Here is a 12,993-nt window from a genome sequence, read left to right on the forward strand (position 1 = left end):
GCGCTCCGCGGGACCGGAGAGGATCGGCGCGGAGCGATCAGGGCCGGTACAGGACGGCCGCTGTGCCGCGGACTCCCGGCCGCACCTGGAACAGCGCTCCGGCGAGAGGGTGCGCGGCGGCATCGGCGGGAGAGTAGTCCTCGCGGGACGTCGTGATGAACAGGGTGTCCAGATCGGGTCCGCCGAAGGTCACGCTGGAGACCTGCGGGGCGTCGACGTGGACGACACCGATCAGCTCGCCGGAGGGGTCGTAGCGATGCACTGCCGAAGCACCCCACATCGCTACCCACAGCGCCCCCTCGTCGTCGATCGTCATGCCGTCCGGGCTCCCTGGCCGCGACGACAGATCGAGCGATCCGTCACGACGGAGGGCGGACCCCTCCGTGAGATACCGGTCGATGCGGTGGGTCGGGGTGTCGATGTAATGCATCGTGCCGCCGTCTGGGGACCAGGCCAGACCGTTGGAGATCGTGACCTCGGGGACCGCCTCCGTGACGACGCCCTGGTCGAGGGCGTAGAGGGAGCCGGCGCCCGAGCGCTTGTCCATCGCCATCGTGCCGAACCAGAACCGGCCGGCCGGATCGACCTTCCCGTCGTTCATGCGCCGGTGCACGCCGTCGCGCGGAAGGACGTCGACGACGGGGGAGACGGTGCCCTCTGGGGAGAGGGACCACAGGCCGTCCGCAGCCGCGACGAGCCAGCCGCCGCGCACGTCTCCGACGACGGCGCCCACGGGACCGTCGAAGGCGATCGGGGGGCGGAGCAGGAAGCTCGTACCCTCCGGGGTCGCGGAGCGGACGAGTCCCGCGTACTGGTCGACCCATATCAGCGTGTCGCCGCGCGGGTCCCAGAGCGGGCCCTCGGCGTGATGCGACACGGGCGGGATGCACACCGCGGCCTCCCAGTAGGCGGGGACGGCGGAGCTCATGCGCCGCCTCCCGGCGTCGCCGCGACCGCGTCGTCCGGGTGCTCCACGGGCTCCTCCAGGCGGCCCCGGGTCTGATCGACGAGCGCACGGGTGAGGCCGACCGCTGCTCCGGCGTCGCGTGCGGTGAGCGCGTCGGCGAGCCGGACGTGGATGGCCAGGGCCCGCTCGCCCTCCTCGTCGAACACCGGCACGCTGCCGGAGTAGCGCAGCCGGAGGGCGGCGAGGACGGTGTCGGAGAGCTGCGCGAGGACGGAGCTCGAGGCCGCGACGACGATCGCCGAGTGGAAGTCGAGGTCGGCCCGCGTGAACGCGGCGACGCGCCGGTCGCGGTAGGTCGCGGTCATCTCCTCGGCGGCCCGGACGATCGCGGTCAGCTGCTCCTCCGTGCCTTGGACCGCGGCGAGCTCCGCCGCCGCCGGCTCGATGATGGTGCGCAGCTGCATGAGCTCGCGGAGCTGGATCTGCGCGTCGTCCGTGTGCGACCGCCAGGCGATGACCCGCGGATCCAGGAGCTGCCAGTGCTCGCGGCCGAGGACGGTGATCCCCACCCGCTGGCGGGCGACTATCATCCCGAGCGTCTCGAGGATGCGCAGAGCCTCTCGGATCACCGACCGCGAGACGCCGTGCTCGCGGGTGAGCGTCTCGATGTTCAGCACCGTGCCCGTCGGCGGATCTCCACCGACGATGGCGGTGCCGATGGTGTCGACGAGGGAGCGTTGATGAGTCATGAGACGGGTGGGACCACTCCCTCGTAGGCGCGCTGCGGGAGCTGCGTGGCGAGCTTTCCGCCGCTCACGTCGATGAGCGTGCCCGTGATGTAGTCGGCGGCGTCGCTCGCGAGGAACACGAGCAGATCGGCGATGCTGTCGGCGGTGCCCCAGCGGCGGAGGGTCAGCGTGTCGAGCAGCCGGTCCTGAGCCGCCTGGGGCATCGTCTCGAAACCGTTCATGGCGCTCGGGATCATACCGGGAGCGTAGGCGTTGACCGTGACGCCCCACGGCCCCAGCTCGCCGGCGAGCACCCGGCTGAACTGCACGACGGCCGCCTTCGATGCGCCGTAGGCGGCCGCGCCCACCGAGGGGACGATCGCCGCGAACGAGGCCGCGTTGAGGATGCGTCCATGACCGGAGGCCTTCACATGCGGAAGCACCGCCTGCGACATCAGGAACACGCCGCCGACGTTCACGTCGAAGCAGCGGCGCCAGGCGGCCAGATCGAGATCCTCCACCCGGCCCTCGAGGTTGATGCCCGCGTTGTTGACCAGGACATCGATACCGCCGAACTCCTCGGCGACGCGAGCGACGCCGCTCGCCACGGAGTCGGGCTCGGTCACGTCGCCCTCGATCTGGAGGACGCCCTCGGGCGCGCCCTCAGGGAAGGCGACGTCGAACGCCGCCACCTTCGCACCCTCGAGGGCGAACCGCTCAGCGAGCGCCCGCCCGATGCCCCGGCCGCCACCCGTCACCAGGACGACCCGATCCGTGAGATCCATCAGCATGTCCTACCCCCGTCGTTCTGAAAAGTCTGCTTATTATAGATCTCATGGACGCGGAGATGCGAGTCGCCTGGGTGACAGGAGCCGGAAGCGGAGTGGGGCGCGCCTGCGCGACGGCCCTGGGGGAGCGGGGGTGGACCGTCGCCCTCTCGGGGCGCAGGACGCCCGAGCTGTCCGAGACGGCGGGACTCGTCCGCGCCGCAGGCGGCACCGCCCTCGAGCTGCCGTTCGACGTCGCCGCGGACGACGCCCGTGAGCGCGTCGAGGCGATCGCCGCCGCGACCGGCACCGACCGCCTGGACGCCGTCATTCTCTCCGCCGGTGCCAACACCCCGCGGCGGGCGTGGGCGGACCAGTCGATGGCGGAGTTCGCGAGCGTCGTGCAGACCAACCTCCTCGGCGTCGTCCGCAGTGCCGACGCCGCACTTCCGGGACTGCGCGCCGCATCCGGCGTGATCGTCGTGGTCTCCTCGATCGCGGGCTGGCGCCCCTCGCCCGGCGCCGGAGTCGCCTACAGCGCCGGGAAGACGGCGCTCGCGCCGGTCGTCCGCACCCTCAACGACCAGGAGGCGGACTCGGGCGTCCGCGCGACACTCCTCTGCCCCGGGGACATCGACAGCGACTTCCTGCGCCAGCGGCCCGAGGTCCCCGGCGCGGCGGCCCGATCGGTGATGCTCGCGCCCGCCGATATCGCCCGCTCGGCGATGTTCGTGGTCGACGCACCCCGCCACGTGCGGATCGACGAGCTCGTCATCTCCCCGCTCTCCCAGCGCTCCGCCTGATCGCGCTCGACCCGCGCTCGACCCGACCCGACCCCACACGACCCGCGGTCGCCGTCTTCACGGCGCCCGGACACCGACGAGAGGCTCCCATGAACCACCGATGGCTCCGCACCGGCGAGGAGCGCACCCCGCGCATCTCCTTCGGCGCCGACTACAACCCGGATCAGTGGCCGCGCGAGGTCTGGGCCGAGGACGTCCGGCTGATGCAGGAGGCCGGGGTCGACGTCGTCTCCGTCGCCATCTTCTCCTGGGCGAAGATCCAGCCCGCCCCCGACCAGTGGGACTTCGCCTGGCTCGACGAGGTCCTCGACCTGCTGCACGCCGGAGGCATCGGAGTCGATCTGGCGACGGCGACCGCCTCCCCGCCGCCCTGGCTCACGCTGGCCCACCCGGAGATCCTCCCCGTCACCGCCGACGGCAGGATCCTCTCGCCCGGGGGCCGGCAGCACTGGCGTCCCACCTCGGCGGTCTTCCGAGCGCACGCCCTCGAGCTCGTCGAGCGCATCGCCGAGCGCTACCGGGACCACCCCGCGATCGTCGCCTGGCATGTCAGCAACGAGCTCGGCTGCCACAACGCCTGGGACCACTCCGAGGACGCCACGCGGGCGTTCCGCACCTGGCTCGAGCACCGCTACACCGGCATCGACGGCCTCAACGCGGCGTGGGGGACAGCGTTCTGGTCGCAGCGCTACAGCTCGTTCGAGGAGGTGCTCACTCCGCGTCTGGTGGCGGCCCTGCCGAACCCGACCCAGCGCCTGGACTTCCTCCGTTTCTCCTCCGACGCCCTGAAGGAGTACCTCGTCGCCGAGCGCGAGGTGCTGCGGCGGATCACCCCCGACATCCCGGTCACGACCAACTTCATGATCATGGAGGGCAAGAACCACGCCGCCTACGACGACTGGGCGCGGGAGGTCGACTTCGTCTCCAACGACCACTACCGCTTCGCCGGGGAGCAGTCCTTCGACGAGCTGGCCTTCTCAGCGGCGCTGACCTCAGGCGTCGCGCAGGGATCGCCCTGGTTCCTGATGGAGCACTCGACCAGCGCGGTGAACTGGCAGCCGGTCAACCAGCCCAAGCAGCCGGGGGAGATGGCGCGCGACGCCCTCACCCACGTCGCCTACGGCGCCGACGCCGTCTGCTACTTCCAGTGGCGGCAGTCCGTCGCCGGAGCGGAGAAGTTCCACTCCGCGATGCTGCCCCACGCCGGCGAGGACAGCCAGCTGTTCCGCGACGTCGTCCAGCTGGGGGAGCGGCTGCGCCGGCTGGACGATGTGGCGGGGAGCCGGCGCGAGGCGGCCCCGGTCGCCGTCCTGTTCGACTGGGACTCCTGGTGGGCGAGCGAGCTGGAATCGCACCCCAGCACGCTGCTGCGCTACCGACGCGAGGCGCTGGACTGGTGGCGCGCGCTCGCCGACGCGGGCGTCCGCGCGGACGTGATCACCCCGGGCACCGACCTGACCCCGTACGACGTCGTCGTCGCTCCGATGCTCTACCTCGTCTCCGGGCGGACAGGTCGCGAGCTGACCGGCTACGTCGAGGGCGGCGGGAACCTGATCACCACGTACTTCTCGGGGATCGCCGACGAGAACGACCACGTCGTCGCCAGCGGCTACCCGGGTGCTCTGCGCGACCTCCTCGGCATCCGAGTGGAGGAGTTCCACCCGCTCCTCGAGGAGGAGCACGTCCTGCTGGAGGGTGACCTGCGCGGATCCCTGTGGACCGAGGGGATCCAGCTCCGCAGTCCTGAGACGCGGGTGGTCCGCCGCTACGCGACAGGACCGCACGCGGGCGAGCCGGCGGTGACGCGGCGCGCGGCCGGAGCGGGCAGCGCCTCCTACGTCTCGACCCGTCTCCGAGGGGGTGACCTCCTCGATGTCGTCGCCGAACTTCTCGAGGCCGCCGGAGTGGCCTCCGAGCTCCCGTCGGAGATGGTCGGCGCCGTCTTCCACTCGCGGCGGACGATCGACGGCAGCGGGTTCGATTTCTACATCAACCGCACCGACCGCCGAGTCGCGCTTCCCTCTGATGAGCCGGACCTTTTCGAGCAGCGGGCTGTTCCTCCGAGGGGAGTCGCAGTGGTTCGTCGGATCGGCAGCCCACTCCGCTGACAGCGAGCCGGGCGGCGCTGCTGCTCGAAGTGCTGATCCGCTCGATCGTGCAGCGCGCGGGGGCCGTGCCGCATCGCGACCGGTCGCCGGGAGTCGGCGCGTCCTGATCGGAGGCGGGCTCACCGGTCCGGTCGTGCCGACACCCCCCCGACGCAGGAAGGGCCGCCCCGAGGGACGGCCCTTCCTGCGACTCCGTCGGCCCGCGCTCCTCCAGAGGAGCCGGGCCGACGAGTGCTCAGTGCTGGCGGATCCTGTCGATCAGCTTCCCGCCGATGTCCTTGACCTTGTCGGTGATGGGGGTGCTCGACTTCGGGCGCTCGGTGACGGTGAACGGCAGGGTGATCGCCTTGCCGGTCTGGTCGCCGGTCACCGTGACGCTGTAGTCGCCGGGCGTGGCGGGCGCCTTCGCCGTGACGGTGAGGCCGCCGCCGGCGAGGTCGCGGGTCGCGGTGCGGTCCGTGAAGAGGGGCGCGGAGCCGATCAGCTGCGTGTCTCCGTTGAAGCCCCTCGCGGTGAGAGTGACGTCGGCTCCGGGGGCGAACGACGAGCCGGAGAGCTCGGCGGTGGCTCCGAAGCTCATCGAGCGGATGTCGCGGTCCACTCCGAGCGCGTTCGTGATGGTGAAGAACGTGTCGGTCTGGTCGGTGAGCCCGGCGACGTTCGCCGCGCCCGGCCCGTAGGCGGCGATGCGCAGCTGCGTTCCGGTGTGCTGCTGCGATCCGCCCTCGGCGGCGGTGCCGTACGACACCTTCATGGTGCTGCCGTCGGCGGTCTTCAGCGCGGTGCTGAGCGAGGTCGGCGGGGTGGAGTCGACGATCTGGCTGGAGTGGGCGTGGTCGGCGGTGACGATGACGAGGGTGTTGCCGTCCGCCTCGGCGAACGCGAGCGCGGCCTGGACGGCCTCGTCGAGGTCGACGGTCTCGCCGATCTGGCCGCACGCGTTCGCGGCGTGGTCCTGCTTGTCGATGCTCGCGCCCTCGACCTGGAGGAAGAAGCCCTGGTCGCCGGTGTCGAGGAGGTCGATCGCCTTCTCGGTCATGGAGCGGAGCGTCGGCTGCTCGGCCGGACGGTCGGGGTTCGCGACGCAGGTCTGCGGGGCGGCGTCCGCTCCGCCGACCGTCGCCGGGGTGGGCGCGTAGCGGACGGGCAGGTTGCCGGAGTTGAACAGTCCGAGCACGGGCGCGTCCTGGTCGGCGACGGTCAGCGCGTCGAGCTGCGCGGCGGTGGCGGGAGTCGTGGCGTCCCCGAGCACCTGGAAGCCGCGCTCCGCGGCCTGCTGGAACAGCGGCTCGCCGCTCCAGTCGCCGGCGCGGGCGACCTGCGCGAAGCTGGCCGACCCTCCGCCGAGGGTCAGGTCGGCGCGGGTGTCGAGGATCTGCTCGCTGATCGAGCCGAGTCCGCCGTTCTCCAGCGCGTCGTCGCCGCAGCTCGCGCTGTCGGGTCCGTAGCAGCTGCGGGCGTCGACGTGGGCGGCCTGCACGGCCGGGGTGGCGTCCTGGATCTCGGCGGTGGTGACGTTGCCGGTCTTCAGGCCGTTCGCCTTCGCGATCTCGAGGAGGGTGTCCTTGCGCTGCTGGTCGATGTCGACCGAGATGGCGTTGTCGTAGGTCTTGGTGCCGGTGGCCCAGGCGCTGCCGGTGGCGGCGGAGTCGGGCACGTAGTCCGGGGCGCCCTTGACGGCGCCCGTCGCCGGGTCGTCCGCGCGGTAGAGCGAGTAGGTCGTGTACTGGCCGGTGATCGGCAGGGCGTCGATCCCGGGGAAGCGGCCGGCCGCTCCGTACTGGTAGTTGCGGGCGACGGTGATCTCCGAATCGCCCATGCCGTCCCCGATGAGGAGGATGACGTTCTTCGCGTCCTGCTCCTTCACCGCTGCGCGCAGCGAGTCGGAGAGGTCGGCGTCGACCGGGGAGATGCGGGCGGCTCCGCCGGTGGCGGAGAGGTCGGCGGCACCGACGGCAGTGGCGGCGCCGGGTGCGGCCAGGGCGGCGGCGCAGACCAGAGCAGCGGCCGAGAGGGCCAGAGCGGAGCGTCCGCGGTTCGCGGAGCGGAACAGTCGTGTCACGTCGTGGACTCCTTGAGAGGTGAGACCCCGGAAAGGGGCACGCTCATCTCACTCCTCATCGCCGCATCGGTGGGTGAACGGTGATGCATAGCTGAGTGAACTTTCCGACGAGGGCTCTCGGCCCCGGCGGCCCGCCGGAGCGTCCTGCCGACCGGCGTCCTGCCGACCGGCGCTCACCGGGAGCGTCGGTCGGCAGGGGCGCGGTCGCCGGAGCCTTTCGGGTCAGCGCTGGACGAGCGGGACGGCGATGTCCGTGACGTCCGCGCCGATGGCGCCGAGCGGAGTCGCCGTGCCGTTCAGCAGTCCGATCTCGTAGAGCGACCCGTTGACGGCGGCGAGGCCGACCGAGCCGATGGAGCTGCCGTTGCGGAGGACGGAGTAGATGTCGAAGCCGGTCGCACCCACTGCGTCGAGGCCGAGCTTCCCGGTCGGCGCCAGGGTGCCGGCGTTGGCCGGGGACTGGATGGCGATCTGGTCGAGGGCCGTGTCGAGGACGAACAGGGTGGTCGCGCTGTTCGCGTCGAGGTCGTTGTTCGTGTACGCGGCCCCGGCGACACCGGTGGCCACGGCGGGCGCGGCGTAGCTGAGCGTGCCGTCGGCGACCGTCGCGGCGCCCGCGGTGGCGAACGGCTGACGGAGGTTCTGGCCCGTGTCGCTGACCACGCGGAGCGCGTTCGCGGCGGGGTTGAAGTCGACGCCGAAGGAGGTGCCGCTCAGCGCCACGGTGAGACGGGTCACCTGGGTGGCCACGCCGGTGGACGGGTTGATGGAGTAGACGCCGGCGCTCGCCGCGTTGTCGCCGACGCCGTAGAGGGCGCCGTCCTGGACCCGGTAGTCGATGCCGATGAGCGCGGTGTCGCCGCCGGTGAGGCCGGTGACGGCGACGCGGTTCGTGACCTTGCCGGGCTTGGTCGGGTTGAACTGCACGAGCTTCGTGCCGCCGTCGGAGAGTCCGACGACCCGCAGCTTCGCCGCTACGGAGCGGACCGCGTTGATCAGGTTCCTGTCCGACGCGCTGCTGGAGTCGCTGGTCGCCGCGGCGGGAGCGACGCTGCTCGCACCGGCGAGCACGGGTGCCACCGCCATCACGCCCGCGACGGCGACAGCTGCGATACCGACTCTGATGTTCCTGGTCATCGTGCACTCCTCGAGACTTGCGGTCGCCGGAGATCGGCGGCTCGGAGGGGGATACCGTCCGGAGCGCGCGAGCGTTCATCCGATGCGGAGATCCGTGCCCCGTCACTCCAGAGAGCCGTCGGCGAACTTTCGGAGCGCGGCGCCGTAGCGGTCCGGGTCCCGGTGGTCGCTGTCGGTCAGGATCAGCACCGAGCCGGAGACAGCGCGGGTGTACTCGCCGCGGCAGGGGAGGGTGACCACCGTCCTCAGTCCGGCCTCCCAGGCGGGGACGAGGGAGCCGAGGCAGCGCCGCTCCGGGGCGGCGTCCAGCGGGACGTCCCGCGCGTCCATCCGGGCGGACCGCAGCTCGTCGTGCCAGGCGCGGAAGGGGGCTCCGAGGGAGTCGTCGCCGAAGCGCTCGCGCCAGCCGGGGCCGCGAGCGAGGTCGAGGAGGCGTGCGCGCTCGAGCGATCCGTCGGCGGTGCTGGAGAGCTGCCGGAGTAGCGGGCCGGTCTCGACCGCCAGATGCTCGACGCAGTCCTGCCACAGCTGAGGCCAGGCGCGCTGCTCGTCGGCGCCGGGCTCCGCCGACCCGACCCGTTCCGGGGACCGCTCGAGCGGCGGCGGCCCGTCGCCCGCCGGAGTGAAGCCCCACGCTTCGCGGATCCAGAGGAGCTCGAGCAGCGCCGCGGGGTTGTCCTCGACCGTGATGACCATCTCCGACGGCCAGGGGTCGCCGGGAAGAGGACGGGATGCGCGCATGAGAGGAGCTCCTTCCGAGGGGATGAGGTCGGATCGTGCCGGAGAAGGCTCCAGGGAGGCTGGACTCGCGTCGGCCGACGCGCCACTCCTCCGTGCTCCCAGCGGCGTCGCCGGTGATCCTCCGCGCCGGCGGTCCAGGACAGCGCCGAGCGCCTCCCGAATGTCGGTGCCCCCGACCTACACTCGGACGCGTTCGAACACACGTTCGATGCGATGAGGAGGGAGCCGACCATGAGCGTGACCGTCGTGGAGCGCATCGCGACTCCGGCCTCGGACGCCGTCGCCGTCACCTTCCTCGTCACCAGCGAGGCGGTGGCGGCGGGGTTCCCGTCGCCGGCGCAGGACTACTTCTACGGGTCCCTCGACCTCAACGACCACCTGATCCGCGACAGGACGTCGACGTTCATCGTCCGCGTCTCGGGCGAGAGCATGGTCGGCGCGGGCATCAGCGACGGCGACGAACTCGTGGTCGACCGGTCGATCACGCCGACGCACGGGAGCGTCGTCATCGCGATCCTGGACGGCGAGCTGACCGTCAAGCGCCTCGAGCTGCACCCCGGGGGAGTGGTGCTGCGGGCCGAGAACCCGGAGTACCCGCCGATCCACGTCGCCGAGCTGAGCGACCTCCAGGTGTGGGGCGTCGTCACCGTCTGCCTCCACCGGCTGCACCGTGCGCTCTGAGCGGCGCATCGCCCTGGTCGACGTGAACTCGTTCTACGTCTCCTGCGAGCGGCTGTTCGATCCGAGACTCGCGGGCCGGCCCGTCGTCGTCCTCTCGAACAACGACGGCTGCGTGGTCGCCCGCTCCGACGAGGTGAAGAGGCTCGGGATCGAGAACGGCACGCCCTGGTTCCAGATCGAACCCCTGATCCGCTCGGGCCGCCTCCCGGAGGTGATCGCCCGATCGAGCAACTACGAGCTCTACGGCGAGCTGTCCGCGCGCGTCATGGAGCTGCTGGGCCGCTACTCCGCCTGGCAGGAGGTGTACTCGATCGACGAGTCCTTCCTCGGCATCGACGGCGATGTGGCGCAGCGGGCGAAGATCGGCCGGGCGATGCGGGCGGCGGTCGCGAAGAACGTCGGGCTGCCCGTCTGCGTCGGATTCGGGCCGAGTAAGACGCTCGCGAAGTTCGTCAACAAGGGCGGAGCGAAGAAGCACCCGCGCCTCGGCGGGGTCTGCGACACGGACTGGTACACGCCCGAGCAGCTCGATGCGCTCATGGCCTCGCAGCACGTGACGGAGCTGTGGGGCGTCGCCGGCCGCACCGGGAAGCGCCTCGCGGAGCTGTCCATCCACACCGTCCGCGACCTCCGCGACGCGGACCCCGCGCTGATCCGCAAGAAGTTCTCGGTCGTCCTGCAGCGCTCCGTCTACGAGCTGCGCGGCGTCGACTGCATCCCGCTCGAGGCCGCCCGCACCGTCCGCGACCAGCTGATCTTCTCCCGGTCGTTCGCCACTCCCGTGACGACGATCAGCGACATGGAGCAGGTGCTCTCCGTCTACGCGCAGCGCGCCGCCCACCGCCTCCGCGCTCAGGAGTCGGTCACCAGGACGATGAGCGCGTTCGCGTCGACGTCGCCGTTCGCGGACGCGCCCTACGAGTCCGCCGGCGGCCTGGCCGGCTTCCCCGTCCCCACGGACGACCCGGTGGCGATGGTGAGGGCCGCGATCGGCACCCTGCGCCCGCGGCTGCGGGAGGGCGCGCGCTACGTGCGGGCCGGCGTCATCCTCACGAACCTGTCGCCGCGGAACTCCCACGCGCTGCTCGAGATCTTCGACACCGCCTTCGACACGAAGGGCCTCGGCGCCACCATCGACGCCGTGACGAAGCGCCACGGCCGGTCCGCGGTCGGCCTCGGGCTGGCGGGCATCCGCACGGGGCCGGTGTGGACGATGAGGCGCGACGCCCTCTCGCTCCGGGCGACGACGCACTGGGGAGAGCTGGCGACGGCCCACGCGCGGTGAGCCCGCCGGCGGGGAGATCGGGTCATCCGACGCGTAGGCGCCCGGGGCGCTCTCGGGCAGGCTCGTCGCCATCGACGAGTGTCGGTGCGGGGACGGCGGGAGGACCCATGGCCGAGAGCTGGCAGGACGCGTCGGTGCGGGGCGTCGCGATGATCGAGAACGAGCTGGTCGTGCGCGACTTCCTCGAGGTGTGGAGCGCTCGCGACAGCCGCCAGCTCATCCCGTTCCTGCATCCGGAGGTCGTCTACAGCGCGTCGAGTTCGCAGGAGATCGCGGGGCGGGCGCGGGTCCTCGAGATGTGCGACGAGGTCCACCGGGCGTTCACCGAGATCCGGATCGCCCTCGTCACGATCGCCGTCGCCGGCAGCGTCGTCCTCACCGAGCACGCCCTGCACCTCCGCTCGGACACGGGGGAGGGCCACTGGCTCCGCTGCTTCGGGAGCTACGAGCTCCGCGGCGAGCAGATCGTCACCTGGCGGCAGCTCCATGGGTGAGGGCCGCGCGTGACGGCGGTGACCGGCCCCGCGCGCCTCAGGCTCGCCCTGGTGCTGCTGGCCATCGCCTCGGGCGCGACCGACGCGTTCGCGTTCCTCCTGCTCGGCGGCATCTTCACCGCGAACATGACGGGCAACCTGGTGCTGCTGGGGCTGTACCCCCGCTCCGCCTGGCTGACGACCGCGGCCGGAGCGGTCACGGCGATCGTCTTCTTCGCCGGAGCGGTCTACGCCGGGTTCCGCACGACCCGGGCGCGCACGCCGTCGACCGGCGACGGGAGACGTCCGCTCCGCGCGATCGCGCTCGTGGGGGTCGTCCTGCAGCTCGCCGTCGCGGTCGCCTGGCCGACGGTGCAGGGCGGCACGTCGCTGCTCGTGGACTGCGCGTTCATCGCGACCAGCGCGGCGGCGCTGGGGATGCAGACCGTGCTCGCGAAGCGGATCTCCGGCGCCGCCGGCCTGACGACCACGTTCGTCACGGGCACGCTCACGAGCCTGATGCAGGAGCTCGCCGAGCGCTCGTCCGGGTCGAGGACCGTCCAGGCGCTCATCGTCGCGAGCCTCGCGGTCGGGGCCGTCGTCGGAGCGGCGACCGTGACGCTCGCTCCGGCCTGGGCCCCGACGCCGGCCCTGGTGCTCTCGGCGGTCGCCGTCGTGCTTCTCTTCGCGCACCGCGCGCGAGCCGTGCCCGCGGGAGCGGAGCCCGGGGCCCCGCGTCCCGCGTGACCGGGATCAGGCGTCGAGCGCCCACTTCGGCCGGACCCAGTGGCAGGTGTAGCCGCCGGGGTGCTTGCGCAGGTAGTCCTGGTGCTCCTCCTCGGCGTCCCAGAACTCGCCGGCGGGCTCGACCTCGGTGACGACCGGTCCGGGCCAGCGGCCCGACGCGTCGATCTCGGTGATCGTCTGGCGCGCGACCCTCTCCTGCTCAGGCGAGAGGAAGAGGATCACGGAGCGGTAGGCCGTGCCGATGTCGTTGCCCTGACGGTTCTTCGTCGTCGGGTCGTGCACCTGGAAGAAGAACTCGAGCAGGTCGCGGTAGGAGAGCTGCTCGGGATCGAACTCGATCTCGACCGCCTCCGCGTGGTCGCCGTGGTGGCGGTAGGTCGCGTTCGGCGTGCTGCCGCCGGCGTACCCGGCGCGGGTGCTGAAGACGCCCGGCATGTCGCGGATGAGCTCCTGGAGCCCCCAGAAGCATCCGCCCGCGAGGATCGCGCGCTCCTCGGCCATCAGACGCCTGCCTTCGTGTCGTGCGCGGACTCGCGCGGAGAGATCATCATGCG

General features: G+C 71.9%; 13 protein-coding genes. 6 read left to right on the forward strand and 7 right to left on the reverse strand.

Annotated elements, in window-relative coordinates; translation table 11 throughout:
* Positions 1–37 precede the first annotated feature (37 nt).
* The 3 genes from C5D04_RS00080 to C5D04_RS00090 are packed head-to-tail and all read right to left on the reverse strand — an operon-like array spanning position 38 to position 2,420.
* Complete coding sequence (locus C5D04_RS00080; RefSeq protein WP_104238876.1) at positions 38–928, reverse strand: SMP-30/gluconolactonase/LRE family protein; 891 nt, start codon at positions 926–928, stop codon at positions 38–40.
* Positions 925–1,656: a FadR/GntR family transcriptional regulator gene (locus tag C5D04_RS00085; protein ID WP_104223306.1), complete on the reverse strand. Its 732-nt coding sequence runs from the start codon at positions 1,654–1,656 to the stop codon at positions 925–927. The genes C5D04_RS00080 and C5D04_RS00085 overlap by 4 nt, the downstream gene beginning before the upstream one ends.
* Positions 1,653–2,420 (reverse strand): SDR family NAD(P)-dependent oxidoreductase, encoded by a 768-nt coding sequence (locus C5D04_RS00090; RefSeq protein ID WP_308471763.1) that lies wholly within the window; start codon positions 2,418–2,420, stop codon positions 1,653–1,655. Before C5D04_RS00090 ends, C5D04_RS00085 begins: the two co-directional genes overlap by 4 nt.
* A gap of 50 nt (positions 2,421–2,470) precedes the next feature.
* Here C5D04_RS00090 and C5D04_RS00095 point away from each other — a divergent pair, with 50 nt between their 5' ends.
* A complete protein-coding gene (locus tag C5D04_RS00095; RefSeq protein WP_104346990.1) occupies positions 2,471–3,205 on the forward strand; it encodes an SDR family oxidoreductase in 735 nt (244 codons plus the stop codon).
* A gap of 89 nt (positions 3,206–3,294) precedes the next feature.
* The gene (locus tag C5D04_RS00100; protein WP_104277810.1) at positions 3,295–5,313 is read left to right on the forward strand and encodes a beta-galactosidase; all 2,019 of its coding nucleotides are present in this window, start codon (positions 3,295–3,297) and stop codon (positions 5,311–5,313) included.
* Positions 5,314–5,548: 235 nt separating this feature from the next.
* Here C5D04_RS00100 and phoA read toward each other — a convergent pair whose 3' ends face one another.
* From phoA to C5D04_RS00115, 3 genes are all read right to left on the reverse strand, one after another.
* Complete coding sequence (gene phoA / locus C5D04_RS00105) at positions 5,549–7,375, reverse strand: alkaline phosphatase (RefSeq protein ID WP_308471764.1); 1,827 nt, start codon at positions 7,373–7,375, stop codon at positions 5,549–5,551.
* A 222-nt stretch (positions 7,376–7,597) separates the two neighbouring features.
* Positions 7,598–8,512: a DUF4394 domain-containing protein gene (locus C5D04_RS00110; RefSeq protein WP_219813981.1), complete on the reverse strand. Its 915-nt coding sequence runs from the start codon at positions 8,510–8,512 to the stop codon at positions 7,598–7,600.
* Positions 8,513–8,614: 102 nt separating this feature from the next.
* On the reverse strand, positions 8,615–9,253 hold the full coding sequence (locus C5D04_RS00115; protein ID WP_104346991.1) for a hypothetical protein: 639 nt from the start codon (positions 9,251–9,253) through the stop codon (positions 8,615–8,617).
* A 231-nt stretch (positions 9,254–9,484) separates the two neighbouring features.
* Between C5D04_RS00115 and C5D04_RS00120 the strand changes: the two genes are divergently transcribed.
* The 4 genes from C5D04_RS00120 (at position 9,485) to C5D04_RS00135 (ending at position 12,439) form a co-directional block, all read left to right on the forward strand.
* Positions 9,485–9,934 (forward strand): LexA family transcriptional regulator, encoded by a 450-nt coding sequence (locus C5D04_RS00120; RefSeq protein WP_104346992.1) that lies wholly within the window; start codon positions 9,485–9,487, stop codon positions 9,932–9,934.
* Complete coding sequence (locus C5D04_RS00125) at positions 9,924–11,219, forward strand: Y-family DNA polymerase (protein ID WP_104346993.1); 1,296 nt, start codon at positions 9,924–9,926, stop codon at positions 11,217–11,219. The genes C5D04_RS00120 and C5D04_RS00125 overlap by 11 nt, the downstream gene beginning before the upstream one ends.
* Positions 11,220–11,326: 107 nt before the next feature.
* Entirely contained in the window at positions 11,327–11,713 is a 387-nt protein-coding gene (locus C5D04_RS00130; RefSeq protein ID WP_104247117.1) for a nuclear transport factor 2 family protein, read from the forward strand.
* Between the two features lie 9 nt (positions 11,714–11,722).
* Positions 11,723–12,439: a YoaK family protein gene (locus C5D04_RS00135; protein WP_104346994.1), complete on the forward strand. Its 717-nt coding sequence runs from the start codon at positions 11,723–11,725 to the stop codon at positions 12,437–12,439.
* Between the two features lie 6 nt (positions 12,440–12,445).
* On the opposite strand, the gene msrA is transcribed toward C5D04_RS00135, so the two are convergent.
* The gene (gene msrA, locus C5D04_RS00140) at positions 12,446–12,940 is read right to left on the reverse strand and encodes a peptide-methionine (S)-S-oxide reductase MsrA (RefSeq protein WP_104226547.1); all 495 of its coding nucleotides are present in this window, start codon (positions 12,938–12,940) and stop codon (positions 12,446–12,448) included.
* Positions 12,941–12,993: the final 53 nt, after the last annotated feature.

The organism is Rathayibacter sp. AY1D2, assembly GCF_002932695.1.
GTDB lineage: Bacteria > Actinomycetota > Actinomycetes > Actinomycetales > Microbacteriaceae > Rathayibacter.